Genomic DNA, 16,584 nt, shown 5'->3' with positions numbered 1-16,584 from the left:
TCATTGATGTCAGATGAACACGAACCGTGAATTAGCTTAGCCTAAGCTTCACACAATACGTGACAGTAATCTAACGTTATTCATCTCACATTGACAACGAAGGTAGTAGACCATCGGCCGGTCAAGGTCCGCCCAGAGGGAAGCAGTCGATCAGATCGAGGCGATGAGTCGATCAGATCGAGGCGATGAGCCGACGAACTTCCTGTTCGGACTCCGCGGCCGCCGTGGGGCCACCGGATCCGCCTCGGTGAACATAAGCACCGGCCTCTTCGGCGATGACGCCGCCACCGGCGTAGTCGTAGATCCCGAGACCGCGCTCGGCATAGCTGTTGACCTTACCTTCGGCGAGCATGCACAGGTCGATGGCCGCCGATCCGCACCGGCGGATGTCGTCATAGCCGTCCATCAGCGTGAACAGCTTCGCCAACTGTGGCCTGCGGTTGCCGCCGGTGTAGGCGAAACCGGTCGCCAGCAGTCGCCCGGAGAGCCCGGCGGGCGTGCCACGCAGTCGCTGCGCGCGGACGCCCCGCTCCGAGCCAAGGGCCGACACTGTCTCGCTGGCCGACACTGTCTCGCTGGCCGACGCCGTCTCGCTGGCCGACGCCGAGGCGCCGCCCTCCGACAGGCGCCCTTCGACACGATAGGCGCCGCGCCCCTTGGCCCCGAACCACGTGGCATTCAGCCCCGGAGAGGCGACGAGACCGATCAGCCAACGGTCCTCGCCCAGGCCTCGCCCATGGACTTCGTCGGCCTCACAGACGCCGACGGAGAACGCATAGTGTTCGATGTTGCGGACATAGTTGACGGTTCCATCGATGGGATCGACATGCCACTCCAGGGGACGGCCGCCGTCACTCGCATCTTGGCTGCGATCACTCATGTCCAGGAGGTCATTGCCGCTCGGATCGAAACAGCTGAGCCGGCGCAGGAACTGAGCGTCGAAGAATTCGGTGGGGTCCAGTGCCGGAGCCCCCTCCTCACCGACCATGGCATCGCCGGGGCGGACCTTCGCCAGGTACCCGCGCACGAGTGATTCGATCTGCGCATCTGCGAGAGTCACGAGATCGTTGGGTGAGGTCTTCGTATCCACGACCGAGGCATCAAGCCGCGCGCCGAGGGAGCCGCGCCAGGCCACCATCTGCTCCCACGCCATCGTGGACAGATCCGAAGCGATCCTGATCAATGGCAGATCGCTGACATCACGGGGCAGAAGGTCGGTCTCTGAGCTCATGGTTCCACTCTAGTCGGCTCTCACCAGCTCTTTTCTGTAACAACACTGCAATACGGCCACGAGTGTGTACTTCTTGTATCTAAGCCGCATAGAGGGCGGATTCCGGTGAGATCACGACGTCGAATTCGCACCACTGTCCTTCACGAACGCGAGCCGAACCGGACAAGCTGAGGACCGACATCTCGATCACATGAGCGCTCGACCCGGCAGGCGTTCCAACGCCCCGGACCACCCATGTCATTAATGCCATGTGCATGCTCTTCACATGAATTCCACAATAAAGAACTCTTGTTATCAGATGGTGATGAAAAGAATGACTCAAGTCACCATTGAGCACCCGAAGCCCGTGCCTGTGCGAATCACGTCACTGTGACCCGCAGGCGGGACGGCAACCTCGGGGCACCATCGGTCGGCAGACGCTACTGCGGCAGTGCTGTGACCCTATTTCGCCGGTGCCGGTGCGGATTGTGCACCTTCGGGGCGCTGCACCTGACCATGCCTGCGCACGATCTCCTGCACCGCCTGCGATGAGGTCCCGGCAGCCTCCGCGATGGACCCGAAGGTTGCCCCTTCTTCACGAGCGCGAAGAATCGCCATCACGTAATCGGTATTGACTTTGGCTCGCTGACGAGAAACCTTCCGAACTGCACCAACTAAGGCTGTCTGATCAACGGTTAATTCACGGGCACGACGCGACATGGTTTCTTCCCTTACTTACGACTGTGGCTCGATGCCAGCTAATGATGTAGTTCCATTAAATACCACCACTATGAAAATAAGCCAATAGTTCCCGAATCAAAGAAATTGATGCAGTATCTTAACCTTTCGATATAACGTTTTAATAACGTTTCCGAGGATCCTGCAACCCGCCGGTGGAACATCCCGCCCGTAGTGGGCACCATCCCACACACGACTGAAGGAGTATCCGACTGGCAGCTGAAGTGGCACAATGCGGACATGACCACATTGGCTCACAGCTCCAGTGCACCTCGGAAGTCTGCGGAGACAGAGATGTCCCTCGCCGATGCTCTCTCGACCGAGCTCCGAACCTCGGGCGTCCGTGACTTCAGCGTCGATGACACCGACCGTGCCGCTTACACCACCGATGCTTCTCTGTTCCGCCTGGTGCCGCAGGTCATCGTGTTCCCGCGCGACGAGGCCGACGTCTCGCGCACACTGGCGATCGCGCGCCGATTGGGCGTGCCCATCACCAGTCGCGGCGCGGGCACCTCGATCGCGGGCAATGCGATCGGCACGGGCATCATCCTCGACTTCTCCCGCCACATGAACGAGGTCCTCTCGCTCGACCCCGACGCACAGTCCGCCTGGGTCGAGGCGGGATGCATCCACGCTCACCTGCAGGCCCAGGCGCGGCCACACGGCCTGCGCTTCGGCCCGGATCCCTCCACCCACACTCGCTGCACGATCGGCGGGATGATCGGCAACAACGCCTGCGGGCCACGCGCGCTGGGCTACGGTCGCACCGGCGACAACATCCTCGCGTTGGTGGTCATGCTCGTCGACGGCACGATCGTCACCCTCGACGACACCGATTCCTCCGAGCAGTTCCCGCGTCTGCACGAACTCGTTGCCCAGCAGTTGGGCACCGTCCGGACGAACCTCGGCACCTTCTCTCGGCAGGTCTCCGGGTACGGGCTGGAATCGCTGCTGCCGGAGAACGACTTCGACCTGCGCCGGGCCTTCGCCGGGACCGAGGGCACCTGGGGCATCGTGCTGGCCGCGAAGATGCGCCTGGTCAAGGATCCGACCCACACCTCGGCGGTGGTGCTCGGATATGAGGATATGGTCGCCGCCGCACATGATGCTCCGCTGCTGAAGGACTTCCCGGTCGCGGCCTGCGAAGGCCTCGATTCGCGCATGCTCGATCGAGTCATCGACACCAAGGGCGCCGAGGCGGTCCCCCAGTTGCCCGAAGGCGCTGGCTGGCTCGTCGTCGAACTCACCGGCGAGGATGAAGCCGAGCTCGTCGAGGAGACGAAGCGCCTGATCAGGGAGTCCAACGCCGTGGATTCTGCGGTGCTCGGCGCCCAGGCCGCCGCCGAGGTGTGGGGTATCCGCGCCGATGGTGCCGGCCTCGTCTCCCGCACCCCGGACGGACGCGACGCCCACGCCGGATGGGAGGATTCCGCGGTTCCGGTGGACCACCTCGGCGACTATCTGCGTGATCTCATGGATCTGCTCACCGAGCATGGGCTGTGGGGAATTCCCTATGGTCACTTCGGTGACGGCTGCCTGCACATGCGCGTCGATTTCCCGCTTGAGGATCCCGATGGCCCTGAGGTGATGCGCACATTCATGGTCGCGGCGACGAAGCTCGTGGCGCGCTACGGCGGATCGGTCTCGGGTGAACACGGCGACGGCAGGGCCCGGTCCGAGCTGCTGCGCCTCGTCTATCCCCCGGCGGTGATCGACCTGTTCAAGGAGGTCAAGGAGCTCTTCGACCCGCAGTATCTGCTCAATCCCGGGGTCATCGTCGATCCGGATGCGTTGAGTGAGTCTCTGCGACTGACCCAGCTGCCCTTGCGAGAAGAGCTGCCCGGCACCTTGGCGATGGCCTATGAGGGAGAGTCGGCGGGGTTCGCCTCTGCCGTGCATCGGTGCACCGGCATCGGCAAGTGCCGCGCCGATTCCGCCGCCGGTGGCGAGGTCATGTGCCCGTCCTACCAGGCCACTCGCGATGAACGGCACTCCACGCGTGGTCGTGCCCGGGTGCTGCAGGAGATGGTGTCCGGCGACCTCCTCGACTCCTCGTGGCAGTCGCCGGAGGTCGCCGATGCCCTCGACCTGTGCCTGTCCTGCAAGGCCTGCGGCACCGAATGCCCCACGGGCACGGACATGTCCACGTACAAGGCCGAGGTCCTCTACCAGTCCTATAAGGGCAGACTGCGCCCGATGAAGCACTATTCGCTCGGCTTCCTGCCGCAGCTGGCGCGCGTAGTCACGCCGCTGGCTCCCGTGGTCAACCGGGTCTCGGGCCTGCCGGGGCTGACGACCGTGGCGAAGAAGCTGGCCGGGATCGACGTTCGCAGATCCATCCCGCAGTTCGCGTCGACGACGTTTCGGAAGTGGTGGAAGACCGCTGACGGCACCGCCGCCGAGGTGGGGCCCGGGAATTCGGGTACGCCGGAGTCAGGGCCCGCGCAGTCGGATGCAACGTCGGCGGGTCGATGGTCGAAGACCCGTGAGGTGATTCTGTTCGCCGATTCGTGGTCGAATCATTTCGCGCCGCGCATCCTCGCCGCCGCCGTGGCCGTGCTCGAGCGTGCGGGTGTCACCGTGCGCGTCATCGACCAGACCGTGTGCTGCGGTCTGCCGCTGATCTCAACCGGTCAGCTCGATGCGGCGAAGGCGAATCTGGGCGCGACGATCAGCGCACTCGATGCGACCGGGGATGTGCCCATCATCGGGGTCGAACCCTCCTGTCTGGCGACGCTCAAGGACGATTCGCAGAAGCTTTTGGCCGATGAGGCCTCGGCCCGGGTTGCACCACGCGTGCAGACCTTCGCCCAGTATCTGCTCAGCGTGGGCGCCGAGCTGCCACGGCTGCACGGGGTCGAGGCGCTCGTCCAACCGCACTGTCACCAGACGGCGATCTTCGGCAATGCCGCGGACAAGGAGCTGCTGGCCAGAACCGGTGCCGCATCTCAATTCCTGGGCGGGTGCTGCGGTCTGGCCGGGAACTTCGGTGTCGAAGAGGGCCACTACGACACCTCGGTCGCCGTGGCCGAGGTGGCTCTGCTCCCGGCGCTGCGCGAGCAGGAAGCGCTGCGCCATCAGGCACCGAACGCAGTCGGAGCCGGAGGAGCTGCGGGGACAGGAGGAGCTGCCGACGACGGTGACCGCACCCGAGTCGTCCTCGCCGATGGCTATTCCTGCCGCACTCAGATTACCGACCTCAGCGACGCCCAAGGCGTGTCACTGCCGGAGCTGCTCGCCTGGGGCTGGGGACTCGAACCTGCACGTTAGGCTATAGGCTCAGACTCGCTCAGGCGGCCCACGCCTGGCGTCAGGCCTTGGCTGTGAGGACCGGGACTTCGGCTTCGAGCAGGATTCGCTGTGCCTGCGAGCCGAGGATGAACTTGCCGATCGCAGAGCGCTTGCGCAGGCCGATGACGATGAGCTGGGCATCGTGTTCTTCCACGAGGTCGTTCAGCGTTCCCGGCAGGTCGTCTTCGTGATCGGGCTGGAGCACCTCGACCTCGACGTCCGATTCCTTGCCGAGGGAGACGATGCGGTCGATGACGTCCTGGTCGATCTCGGTCGGGGTCCCACTGGCTCCGCGTCGTTGGGAGTTGATCACGACAGCATTGCTCGACCGAAGTTTGGCCTCTGCGAAACCCGCGCGCAGAGCCGCCTCACCCTCAGGAGCAGGAAGATAGCCAATGAGAATCGTCATATCGACCAGTGTATTAGCTCCGCTCTGATTCGTTCATTCCCGTATCACCGTGAGGACATCCAGCGGTCATCGTTGCTGCCGGCTGCCCCAACCTGCAAAAGCGCGCCCTGCACGACGCTATTGCAGGTTCGGGTGGCCGTTGCCGCACATCGCTGCTCAGTCGGGACGGGTCGTGCCGGACCGGCTCACACGGGTCGCTCGCTCACCGAGTTCCTCCAGCGCTGTCAGCAGTTCCGGCGGTTCGACGAGGCGGAAGGGCACGGGGGTCGCCGCGGTGATCACGGCCGCCCAGCTGAGGTCTTCGACGCCGAATTCGACGCGGGCACCGTCAGCGGTCGTCGTGATCGTCGCCGTCCTCGTCGGGAACCACGATTCTGCCTCGGCTGCGGAGGCCTCCACATCCAGGATCACCGTGTACCGGTACGCGTCGGTGGTGACGGCGGAACTCACGGCCGCCTCGGCGTCGGGGTGGTCCCTGTCGGCGAAGGCGAACGTCGTTTCGTGGACCTCGCTCATGCGGTCGAGGCGGAAGACCCGCCAATCGCTGCGGGTGAGGTCCCAGGCGTAGAGGTACCAGTGCGCGCCGAGGACGACCATCCGGACAGGTTCCACCCGCCGTTCCATCGGCTTCGCCCGCGAGCTGCCGGCCGAGTTCCGTTTCTTATGGGTGAAGGTCAGGATGCTCCGGGACGCGATCGCCGAGGCGGTCGTCATGACCGCCGTCATGTCGACTCCGGGCTCGTGACCGGGAAGAACGGAGACTGCCGTGCTGATGTCCCCGATCGTCTCGCGCATCGCCGGTGGGAGCATGCGCTGCAGCTTCGCGGTCGCCGAGTCGGCGTTCGACGTGCCCAGCCCGGCACCGTTGAGCAGTGCCAGGCCGACAGCCGTGGCCAGCGCCTCACCGGTTGCGAGTTGCAGCGGGGGAAGCACCGTTCGCGACTGGGCCCGGTAGCCGCCGCCTGCACCGGGGAGAGATTCGATGACGTAACCGAGCTCGCGCAGAATCATCACGTCTCGGCGGATGGAGCGCGCAGTGACGGCGAAGTACGTGGCCAGCTCGGTCGCGGAGTAGGTCCGCCCCGAGGCGAGCATCCCCAGCAGCGACAGCAGGCGGGAGTCAGCGCTCATCGACGGCCGCCCGTTCTCTGTCCAAAATTGCTCGAGTATCTTCTCATTGCGGCAAGTATATTTCCGCATTGAAGCGGAGACTGTCATCAAGGATCCGAATCACCGGATCACCAGCAGACGATCAGGAGAGATCATGCCATTCTTCGCACCTTCCGTCACGACCGAACCGGACGCCCTGTTCTCCTTCCTCGAACAGCAGTGTACGCAGCTCAAGCTCACCGCGCTGGGGCTCACCGATGACCAGGCCCGCAGCACCCCGACGGCCAGCTCACTGAGCATCTCCGGCCTGGTGGCCCATGCGGCGCAGGTCATCAACGGCTGGCTGCAGCAGGTGAAGGAGCCGACCCGCCACATCGATGAGGAGGAGTATCCGACGATCAATGACGGACTCGGCCTCAACGGAATGTTCGACGGATCCGGTCTCCCCGACCTCGATATCGCCGAGGTGATTGCGATCTTCGAGAAGAGCATGACCGAGATCGACGTGGCCCGTCAGTCCGTCGCGGACAACGGAATCGACCTGGGGACCGTGGTGCCGACGCCCGGCAATCCGTGGATGCCCAAGGACTTCGTCATGAACGTCCGCTGGATCCTGTGCCATCTCAATACCGAGATCGCTCGCCACGCCGGGCACGCGGACATCATCCGCGAATCCATCGACGGATCGATCGCCTATCAGCTCAACGCCCAGGCCGACGGCCAGCCCTGGCCACCCGAGGAGTGGAGCTGAGCCGGAATAGAGAAACCCGAATGTCGGATAGCAACCTGTCGAGTGGTTGCTGCCCGACATTCGGGTAGCCGATGGGGCTGATAGCGCCGGTGGGTCTGGTAGTGCCGGCGGATGAGATCAGGCCGCGTATACGGTGCCCTTCGACACCCGGTCGACCAGGTGGTCGCTGTAGGCGGGCATCGTGAGGAATTCGGGGAAGTCCTCTTCGAGTGCACTCTTGCGGAAGATCTCGACCGCCTCGGTGTAGTGATCGGCAGGGTGACGCTCGATGACTGCCAGCTCCTCACCCATGTACCGCTCCACCAGGTTGCGGGTCAGCTGCTTTCCGTTGTCCAGGGTCACCGAGTGACGGATCCACTGCCAGATCTGGGACCGGGAGATCTCAGCGGTCGAGGCGTCCTCGAGCAGGTTCTCGAGTGCCACGTTGCCGTTGCCGCCCAACCACGCGTTCATGTAGCCGATGGCCACGCGGATGTTCAGGCGAACTCCCGCCTCGGTGACGGTGGTGTCGAGTCCTGACACGTCGAGCATATGCTCGGCGCAGGCGTGGGCATCGACCCGGCGGTTGTCGAGCTGATTCGGCTTGTCACCGAGTGCCGCATCGAAGACCTCCAGCGCATCGTCGACCAGTCCGGGCTCGGCCACCCAGGTGCCGTCGAAGCCGCGTGAGGCTTCGCGAGCCTTGTCTTCGCGCATCAGCGCAATCTCCGAGGCGACGAACTCCCGATCCGGGTGCGTGGTCATCAGGTTGCTCATGGTGCCGATCGCGTGCGCTCCACGGCGGTGGCAGGTCGAGACGAGCCGGTCGGCGAATGCCTGCAGCAGCGGCAGTCCCATCGTCAGGTGCTCGCGATCCGGCAGCACCCACTTCGAGGAGTTCCGGAAGTTCTTCACGAGCGAGAACAGGTAGTCCCAGCCTGCCGCGTTGAGACCGGCACAGTGGTCGCGCAGCTCCCAGAGGATCTCTTCCATCTGGAACACGGCGGTGATCGTCTCGATGTGAGCCGTGGCCCGGATGGTTCCCTGCGGGATGCCCATGTAGTCCTGGGCGAAGACGAAGATCTCGTTCCACAGTCGTGCTTCGCGGAAGGACTCGAGCTTCGGCAGGTAGAAGTACGGTCCCGAGCCGTTGTCGATGAGCCGGCGGACATTGTGGAAGAAGTAGAGGCCGAAGTCGACCATGGCGCCCGAGGTCTCTGTTTCGCGGCCCTGGTCATCGACGTGGATCAGGTGTTTCTCGGGAAGGTGCCAGCCGCGGGGGCGAAGGCCGATCGTGGGCTGGACACGGTTGTTCACGCCCGGCAGGTTGCCGCGGATGGCGTTGAACAGGTTGAGCTGTCCGCCGATGACATTGGCCCAGGTCGGGCTGGTGGCGTCTTCGAGGTCGGCGAGCCAAACCAACGCATGAGAGTTCAGCGCCGCAATGACTTCAGGTTCGGAGACGGGGCCGGTCAGCTCGACGCGTCGGTCCTCGAGGCCGGGAGCTCCGGTCGCGCCGGCGACCTTCCAGCTGGTGTCGGCCCGGATTCCTGCGGTGTCGGGGGTGAACCTCGGGAACGTGCCGTTCCGGATGCTCTGTGCCTGACGTCCGCGGACTCCCAGCAGCTTGCCCAGGCGGTCGCTGAAGCGATCGTGGAGTGCCGCGATGAAGTTGAGGGCGGACTCCGAGAGGATTGTGTCGAAGCCGGGTTCGATGGGGGCGTTGATCGTGATGTGAGACATGGGGCTTCTCCTCACCCGTCGGAATGTGTGCTGCTGATGTGTGCTGCTGATGTGGATTGCGGTGGTGGTGCTGGTGTCGCCGAGGTTGTGATTGGTTGTGTTGTGTGCCGGTGTGCCGGCGCGGATCAACAGTGCAAACCCCGTGAAAACGCTGTCGATCCGCGCCGAGTACTAGGTGACCGGGTACTGGACGACCAGTCCACCGCCGTCTCCGGCGTCAGTCGTCGCGTGACCGGTCGGGTCACCGAAGGCTCAGCTGAACTGAGCGGATTCGGTCGAACCGGTCAGAGCAGTTGTCGAGCTCTCCGGGTTGAGTGCGGTCGAGACCAGGTCGAAGTATCCGGTTCCGACTTCACGCTGGTGTTTGGTCGCGGTGTAGCCGCGCTCCTCGGCAGCGAACTCGCGTTCCTGCAGATCGACGTATGCGGTCATCTGTTCCCGGGCGTAGCCGTGAGCCAGATCGAACATCGAGTAGTTGAGCGCGTGGAAGCCGGCCAGGGTGATGAACTGGAACTTGTAGCCCATGGCTCCCAGCTCGCGCTGGAACTTCGCGATGGTGGCATCGTCGAGGTGCTTGCGCCAGTTGAACGATGGTGAGCAGTTGTAGGCCAGCTTCTGGTCCGGGTACTCCGCATGGATCGCATCCGCGAACTGCTTGGCAGCTTCGAGGTCGGGTGTGGAGGTCTCCATCCACAGCAGATCCGAGTAGGGAGCGAAGGACAGTCCGCGGGCGATGCCTGCTTCGATGCCGTTCCTGATCTTGTAGTAACCCTCAGCGGTGCGCTCACCGGTGACGAAGCGCTGATCGCGCTCGTCGATGTCCGAGGTCATGAGTGTCGCTGCCTCGGCGTCCGTGCGGGCGATGACGAGGCTGGGCACGTTCTCCACGTCGGCCGCCAGGCGAGCCGCGTTGAGGGTGCGGATGTGCTGCGAGGTCGGGACGAGAACCTTGCCGCCGAGGTGGCCGCACTTCTTCTCGGAACCGAGCTGATCCTCGAAGTGGACACCGGCTGCGCCGGAGGAGATCATCGAGCGCATGAGTTCGTAGACGTTGAGCGCTCCGCCGAATCCGGCTTCCGCGTCCGCCACGATCGGTGCGAACCAGTCGTCGACGTTCTTCTGACCCTCTGAGGTCTCGATCTGATCGGCGCGCATGAGCGCATTGTTGATCCGACGCACGACCTGCGGCACCGAGTTCGCCGGGTAGATCGACTGATCGGGGTAGGTCTGTCCGGCGGCGTTCGCGTCGGCGGCGACCTGCCAGCCGGAGAGGTAGATGGCGTTGAGGCCGGCCTTGACCTGCTCAACGGCCTGGTTGCCGGTCAGTGCACCGAGTGCGTTGACGTATTCGCCGGACTTGATGTCGCTGGAGGAGACCTGGTTCCACAGGCGTTCGGCGCCGTGGCGAGCCAGGGTGTGCTCCTCGATCAGCGAACCGCGCAGTTTGACGACATCCTCGGGCTCGTAGTCACGAGCGATTCCCGACCAGCGGGCGTTGGTCGCCCAGTCGCGACGGATGGCCTCAGCATCGTGCAGGCTGCCCTGCGTGGTGTTCTCAGTCATTGTTCCTTCACTCCTACTCGTTCGGGGTTGGTGAGTTCAGTCTGCCGTGGGTGCAAGAGGGTCGATAGGGGTTTTTGCTAGGAATAATCGCCTGTTTTCCGGTTTTAGAAATTTCGTGGTTCTGTCATACTGGTTGCCAATGCGTGTGAACCAGCACACAACATCGATGGGAGCCGCAATGACGAGCAATCAGACGGATCTGGGAGCTGCCGAACAGGAGGCAGACACCCTCAGCATCGGCAGAAGAATCCGATTTTTTCGCAAACAGCGAGGGCTGACGCTGAGCGAGCTGGGCGAGAGAGTGGGGCGCGCAGCCTCGCAGATCTCGACGATCGAGAACGGTAAGCGAGAAACTTCTGTCACCCTCCTGTCGACGATCGCGAAGGCCCTGCACACCGAAGTCGCCGAGCTCATCGACCCCACTCCCGTCGACGGCAGGCAGGCCCTCGAGCTCGAGGCCGAACGCAACCAGGCCTCGCCCATGTACTCCTCTCTGGGCTTGCCGCAGGTGCGGATCAAGTCACTGCCGCCTGACGCTCTCGAGGCGATCGTGGGTCTGCAGCGACAGCTCGGCCAGGTCCTCGAACGCCGGGCCGCGACTCCGGAGGAAGCTCGTCGGGCCAACCGGGAACTGCGCGAGAACATGCGCGAGAAGAACAACTACTTCGCCGACCTCGAGGCCCAGGCCGCCGAGCTCCTGCGTCTGGCCGGCTACGAATCGGGGACGGTGTCTCAGCGGCAGACGGCGACGATCGCGGAGAAGCTGGGGTTCAGTCTCCACTACGTCTCCGACCTGCCCTCATCGACCAGGTCGATCTCCGACACCGCGAACAATCGTCTGTACCTGCCCAATGCGGATGCTGCGGCCGATCCTCGTTCGCATCTGCTGACCAGCCTCGCCGCGCACGTCCTCGGCCACGATTCCCCAAAGGACTTCAGCGAATTCCTGCAGCAGCGTGTGGAGGCGAACTACTTGGCGGCGGCCGTGCTCCTTCCGCAGAGTTCGGCCGTGCCGATGCTCGCCGAGGAGAAGAAGAAGCGCGAGATCTCCGTGGAGCATCTGCGCGACATGTTCGGCGTCAGCTACGAGATGGCCGCCCACCGATTCACCAATCTGGCCACCGAGCACCTGGGTCTGCCCGTGCACTTCATGAAGGTCCACCGGTCCGGAACCATCCACAAGGCGTATTCGAACGACGGCCTGCCCTACCCCACGGATCCCCTCGGAGCCATCGAGGGACAGTTCGCATGCAAACGATTCACCTCCCGCACGGTCTTCCGCGTTGCGGACAGGTTCAGCCCGTACTACCAGTACACGGACACCCCGGAAGGTTCGTTCTGGTGCACCGCACGCGTACTGCCCGGCGGTGACTTCGCGATCAGCGTGGGAGTCCCCTTCGCCCACGTGAAGTGGTTCGAAGGTCGGGAATCGCCGATCCGCTCCAAATCGGCCTGCCCGGATCCCGCCTGCTGCCGACAAGCACCCGAGGACCTGGCCGAGAAATGGGAGAACCAGGCGCTGCCCTCGGCACAGATGCATGCCTCCCTGCTGGCGGCCGTTCCGCCCGGCGCCGTCCCGGGCGTCGACGATACCGAGGTCTACGAGTTCCTCGAACGCCACTCCGGCTGAGGCGAGTCAACCCTTCGAAGCTGGATTGGTCAGTTCGCCGAGGTTGGGTTGGTCAGTTCGCCGAGGCGGGGTCCCTCAGTTCGTCGAATCGCCGGAGGCGCCGAGGACCTGGTCCGCAATATGTTCGGCCACTGCCAGCGCCGAGGTGGCTCCTGACTTCGGCAGGCTCCTGACCATGGTGAGCCTGCCGCGCGTTCTCACGCGCAGTTCGTTGACCAGCGAGCCGTCGGCATTGATCGCCTGAGCCCGGATGCCGCGTGTGCCCGGTCGAACGTTCGAGGCATCGACGGCGGGAACGAACTTCTGGATCCCGTCGACGAAGGCGGAGGTGCTGACGGCCGGTTTGGCGCCGCGCACGGCAGTCTTCGCGGTCTGCGCCGCGAACTTCCAGAACCCCTTGAACCCGACGGTCGATCCCACATCGCCGAGGTCGAATCCGTGCTTGTCATAGCGTTCGCGCCCCAGGGCCACGAAGGTGTTCGGCCCCAGGATCAGTTTATCGTTGATAGCTCTGACCACGGATTTCTCGGAGAATGGGGAGGCCGGATCGGGAACCGTGCTGATGATGCCCCTGACCACCTCGGCGGAGTCGTCGACGGCGTAGCAGTCGCTGGTGAACGGGACGATGCGGGGGTCGTCGTCGAAGCCCGCGGCCACCGCCAGTCGGTCGGCCTGGAGGCCGGCGCAGACGATCACGAGGTCGAACACCTCCGTGTCCTCGGCACGGTCCGGACGATCACGCTCGCCGGCTGCCGAGCGTTCACTCTCGCCGGCTGCCTTGCGTTCACGATCGCGGGTCGCACGCTCCCTCTCGCCGGCCGGACGAGCGCTGCCCGATGCGGGATTGGTGAACCGGTCGCTGAGGCTGCCGATCGTGTTTTCGACCTGTTTGAACCAGTCCTGAGAGCCGAAGCGGCTGCGCAGCTCGTCGCGGAAGTCGATCACCGGTCCGCTGGTGTTATCTCCGCGATAGGTCCGCGGAGCCTCGTGTACCTGATCGTCGATCTCGCCGTCGGATTCTGCGGCGGGGTCAGCGTCGCGGACTGAAGCGGAACCATCGGAGCCTGAAGCGCAGTCATCGTCGGAGCCATCGGAGCCTGAAGCGCAGTCATCGTCGGAGCCATCGGAGCCGGCAGCGGGCTCGCTCTGCTCGGGCGCTGCCACGCGCATGCGCACGCGAACCTCGTTGCTCATCACATCAAAGCCGGTGATCTCAGTGCCGAAGCGGAACGTGCCGCCGGCGGCACTGATATCGGAGGCGAGCGCCTCGGTCAGAGCGGTGTAATCGGTGACGGCGGTATGCGGAGAATACAGGGCGAGCACTCCCCTGGCGTTGGGTTCGATCTCCCGCATCTGGGTGCGGTCGAGCAGACGCACACCCGGGACCTGGTTCGCTTCGGCGTGGGCGAGGATCTCCTCGAGGCGGTCGGCCTCGTCGGTGTTCTGCGCAACCACCAGCTGGCCGCACTCACGGTAGCCGATGCCGCGTTCGGACACGAACGGGACCAGCAGCTCAACACCTCGGCGAGCGAGCGCTGCTTCCGAGGACGCCGGTTTCGCGTCGAGGGCGGGATCCACGATTCCCGAGGTGTGTCCGCTCTGATGTGCGGCGACGTGCTCGGCCTTGTCGAAGACAGTGATGTCGGCTTCGGGGAGTCTGCTGATGATCTCGCGGGCGAGCGCCACGCCGACGATCCCGGCACCGATTACGGCTACTCGTGAAATACTCATACAGCAATCTTGGCACCGATCGCGGAGAAGGAGAAGGATGTCGACGGCCCTGAACTGGACTGGCAAGGACGCCGCCTTCGCACGCGGTCGACGCCTGATCTCCGGTGATGCGGACTCCCCCGGCCACCTCGGCGCGGGTCCGCACTTCGTTCGCGAAGGTGATACCTATGTTCCAGCCGTCGATGAGAATCTGCTGGTCGTCGGGGACAATCTGCCGGGGCTGGCCGGGCTGCTGGCCACGCATCGCCGGCGGGTCAAGATCGTCTACATCGATCCCCCGTACAACACGGGCAATGCGCTGGCGTACAAGGATCACGGGCACGATCACGCGAGCTGGCTGAACTTCATGACTCCCCGCCTGATGCTCGCTCGCGAACTCATGCGCGATGACGGGGTGATCTTCATCCACCTCGACGACGGTGAGAGCGCGTGGGCACAGCTGCTGGGCCACGAGATCTTCGGCGAGGACAATTCGCTGGGCACCCTCATCCATCAGCGCGCGAAGGGCGGCGGCAATTCGCCCTCGTTCGTTCGCGGCCACGACTACGTCCATGTGTGGGGCAGAGTCGGCGGCCAGGCGGGTGCGTTCCTGACTGAGAAGAAGGCACCGGCGAAGCTCGAAATCATCGACGGCAGACGCATGCTCGTCGAAACCGATGTGCTGCGCGCCGGGTTCGGCCGCTACGCCCGCGGCCAGGAGCGCCGGTTGATGTACGAGGACATCCTCGAGGTCAAGGGGGCGAAGAAGCTCGCCGAGGTGGACGCGAAGTTGGGCACCGGCGAGTACGTCCTGCGCCAATGGGGAGCGCAGGGAAAGCACGCGGTCGTGCGCGTGACGCCTGCTGAGAAGGCGAGCTCGAAGCTCTACTCGATCATCAAAGCGCTGGGCGGTCAGAACGATCTCGAGGACCTCGGGCTGGGCGGGATCTTCAGCTATCCGAAGCCGGTTGAGCTGGTCAAGGCCCTCGTGGCCTCACAGACATTCTTCGATCCCGAGGCGATCGTCCTCGACTTCTTCGCCGGTTCCGGCACGACAGCGCAGGCGGTGATGGCGGCCAACCAGCGCGACGAAGGCTCACGGAAGTTCATCCTCGTCCAAACCCCAGAACCCCTGCTGTCGAAGAATGCGCGCAGCCTCGTGGACGCGGATTCCGAAGACGGTTTCCCCGAGATCAGCAGGCTCACCGCGGAACGGATCCGACGTGCCTCGAAGCGCCACGACCCCGAGCTCCATTTCACCGAAATCGCAGTGACCGAGCAATGAATTCTCGCCAACACCCTTGAGTCTTTCCTGGTGACAGTGTATGAATGCATAAAGACTCATATGTCGGCAATGATTTCGAGAAGAGTGATCCAGTGCCCACCTACGTCTACCGATGCACGACCTGCGGCGACACCGAACAGGTCTTTCCGATGAGCCGGAAACCGGAATCCGTGACGTGCCCCGACTGCTGCGGAACAGCCGTCTCCGCATTCACCGCCCCCCACCTCGGCGCCGGTTCCGGCACTGCCTTCGGCGTCATCGACGCAACGAAGAAGACCGCAGAGTCACCACCCGTCGTCTCGCGCGTTCCCTCCTCTGGTCGCCGTGCGCAGCCGGTGAGTCGGGATCCGCGGCACGCGAAGCTTCCCCGCGCCTGAGGTCAAGCTTCCCCGCGCCTGAGGTCGATCGGCTTCCGGGCGGAGCTCCAAGAAAGGGAAAGAACAATGCCGGACAATGTATTTCCACTCGATTCGACTCAGCCCTTCACCGCCCAGGCGGTCACCGGTCACAACCGCTGGCATCCTGACATTCCTGCAGCCGTGCATGTGAAGCCGGGCGAATCGTTCCGGCTGGACTGCCGCGAATGGTTCGACGGCGCCATCAAGAACGATGACAGTGCCGATGACATCCGCGATGCACCGATGGACATCGTCCATGCCCTCTCCGGTCCCGTTGCCATCGAGGGTGCGAAGCCAGGCGATCTGCTCATCGTCGACATCCTCGATGTCGGGCCGATCCCGCAGGAGGAGGGACCGCTTGCCGGGCAGGGCTGGGGCTATACCGGAATCTTCGCGAAGAAGAACGGCGGCTCGTTCCTCGTCGACCAGTTCCCCGACGCCTACAAAGCAGTCTGGGACTTCTCCGGCGGCACCGCGACATCGCGCCACGTCCCCGGTGTCTCCTTCACCGGGATCGTCCACCCGGGCCTCATGGGCACCGCCCCGAGCAAGGACCTGCTGGGCAAGTGGAACACCCGCGAGGCCGCCCTCATCGCCACCGACCCGAACCGCGAACCACCCCTGGCCCTGCCTCCTGAACCTCAGGGTGCGATCCTCGGCTCGCTGAGCGATGCGGAGTTCGACCGCGTCGCATCCGAAGGTGCACGCACGGCTCCCCCGCGGGAGAACGGCGGCAACCAGGACATCAAGAACCTCACCAAGGGCAC

At 64.2% G+C, this 16,584-nt stretch carries 13 protein-coding genes; 6 read left to right on the top strand and 7 right to left on the bottom strand.

Translation table 11 applies throughout. From position 1 onward, the window contains the following. Positions 1–172 precede the first annotated feature (172 nt). Together L0G76_RS08360 and L0G76_RS08355 are read right to left on the bottom strand one after the other, a co-directional pair. Positions 173–1,231: an inositol monophosphatase family protein gene (locus tag L0G76_RS08360; protein ID WP_304356837.1), complete on the bottom strand. Its 1,059-nt coding sequence runs from the start codon at positions 1,229–1,231 to the stop codon at positions 173–175. A gap of 441 nt (positions 1,232–1,672) precedes the next feature. Next, positions 1,673–1,828, bottom strand: coding sequence for a hypothetical protein (locus L0G76_RS08355; protein ID WP_304356836.1), 156 nt, complete (start codon positions 1,826–1,828; stop codon positions 1,673–1,675). Positions 1,829–2,242: 414 nt separating this feature from the next. Between L0G76_RS08355 and L0G76_RS08350 the strand changes: the two genes are divergently transcribed. Then, on the top strand, positions 2,243–5,218 hold the full coding sequence (locus tag L0G76_RS08350; RefSeq protein ID WP_487246999.1) for an FAD-binding and (Fe-S)-binding domain-containing protein: 2,976 nt from the start codon (positions 2,243–2,245) through the stop codon (positions 5,216–5,218). A 40-nt stretch (positions 5,219–5,258) separates the two neighbouring features. Here L0G76_RS08350 and L0G76_RS08345 read toward each other — a convergent pair whose 3' ends face one another. Then, positions 5,259–5,648, bottom strand: a complete 390-nt coding sequence (locus L0G76_RS08345; protein ID WP_304356834.1) for a universal stress protein — start codon at positions 5,646–5,648, stop codon at positions 5,259–5,261. Between the two features lie 156 nt (positions 5,649–5,804). After that, a complete protein-coding gene (locus tag L0G76_RS08340; RefSeq protein WP_304356833.1) occupies positions 5,805–6,779 on the bottom strand; it encodes a helix-turn-helix transcriptional regulator in 975 nt (324 codons plus the stop codon). A 133-nt stretch (positions 6,780–6,912) separates the two neighbouring features. Between L0G76_RS08340 and L0G76_RS08335 the strand changes: the two genes are divergently transcribed. Then, the gene (locus tag L0G76_RS08335; RefSeq protein WP_304356832.1) at positions 6,913–7,509 is read left to right on the top strand and encodes a DinB family protein; all 597 of its coding nucleotides are present in this window, start codon (positions 6,913–6,915) and stop codon (positions 7,507–7,509) included. Positions 7,510–7,626: 117 nt separating this feature from the next. Here L0G76_RS08335 and aceB read toward each other — a convergent pair whose 3' ends face one another. Together aceB and aceA are read right to left on the bottom strand one after the other, a co-directional pair. Continuing rightward, the gene (gene aceB / locus L0G76_RS08330) at positions 7,627–9,231 is read right to left on the bottom strand and encodes a malate synthase A (protein WP_304356831.1); all 1,605 of its coding nucleotides are present in this window, start codon (positions 9,229–9,231) and stop codon (positions 7,627–7,629) included. 252 nt (positions 9,232–9,483) lie between these two features. Beyond that, complete coding sequence (aceA, locus tag L0G76_RS08325; RefSeq protein WP_304356830.1) at positions 9,484–10,794, bottom strand: isocitrate lyase; 1,311 nt, start codon at positions 10,792–10,794, stop codon at positions 9,484–9,486. A gap of 178 nt (positions 10,795–10,972) precedes the next feature. On the opposite strand from aceA, the gene L0G76_RS08320 reads away from it, so the two are divergent. Next, on the top strand, positions 10,973–12,424 hold the full coding sequence (locus L0G76_RS08320; RefSeq protein ID WP_304356829.1) for a helix-turn-helix transcriptional regulator: 1,452 nt from the start codon (positions 10,973–10,975) through the stop codon (positions 12,422–12,424). A 75-nt stretch (positions 12,425–12,499) separates the two neighbouring features. Here L0G76_RS08320 and L0G76_RS08315 read toward each other — a convergent pair whose 3' ends face one another. Further along, entirely contained in the window at positions 12,500–14,155 is a 1,656-nt protein-coding gene (locus L0G76_RS08315) for an FAD-dependent oxidoreductase (protein ID WP_304356828.1), read from the bottom strand. Positions 14,156–14,192: 37 nt separating this feature from the next. Between L0G76_RS08315 and L0G76_RS08310 the strand changes: the two genes are divergently transcribed. The 3 genes from L0G76_RS08310 to L0G76_RS08300 form a co-directional block, all read left to right on the top strand. Beyond that, positions 14,193–15,419: a site-specific DNA-methyltransferase gene (locus L0G76_RS08310; protein WP_304356827.1), complete on the top strand. Its 1,227-nt coding sequence runs from the start codon at positions 14,193–14,195 to the stop codon at positions 15,417–15,419. A 44-nt stretch (positions 15,420–15,463) separates the two neighbouring features. After that, the gene (locus L0G76_RS08305) at positions 15,464–15,796 is read left to right on the top strand and encodes an FmdB family zinc ribbon protein (RefSeq protein WP_197679684.1); all 333 of its coding nucleotides are present in this window, start codon (positions 15,464–15,466) and stop codon (positions 15,794–15,796) included. A 66-nt stretch (positions 15,797–15,862) separates the two neighbouring features. Beyond that, on the top strand, positions 15,863–16,584 hold a 722-nt coding region (locus tag L0G76_RS08300; protein ID WP_304356826.1), incomplete at its 3' end, for an acetamidase/formamidase family protein.

The sequence above is a fragment of the Brevibacterium picturae genome (assembly GCF_030453725.1).
GTDB classification, from domain to species: Bacteria; Actinomycetota; Actinomycetes; order Actinomycetales; family Brevibacteriaceae; genus Brevibacterium; species Brevibacterium sandarakinum_A.
Note: the sequence above shows the minus strand (reverse complement) of the source record. Positions and strands in the feature narration are given on the sequence as shown.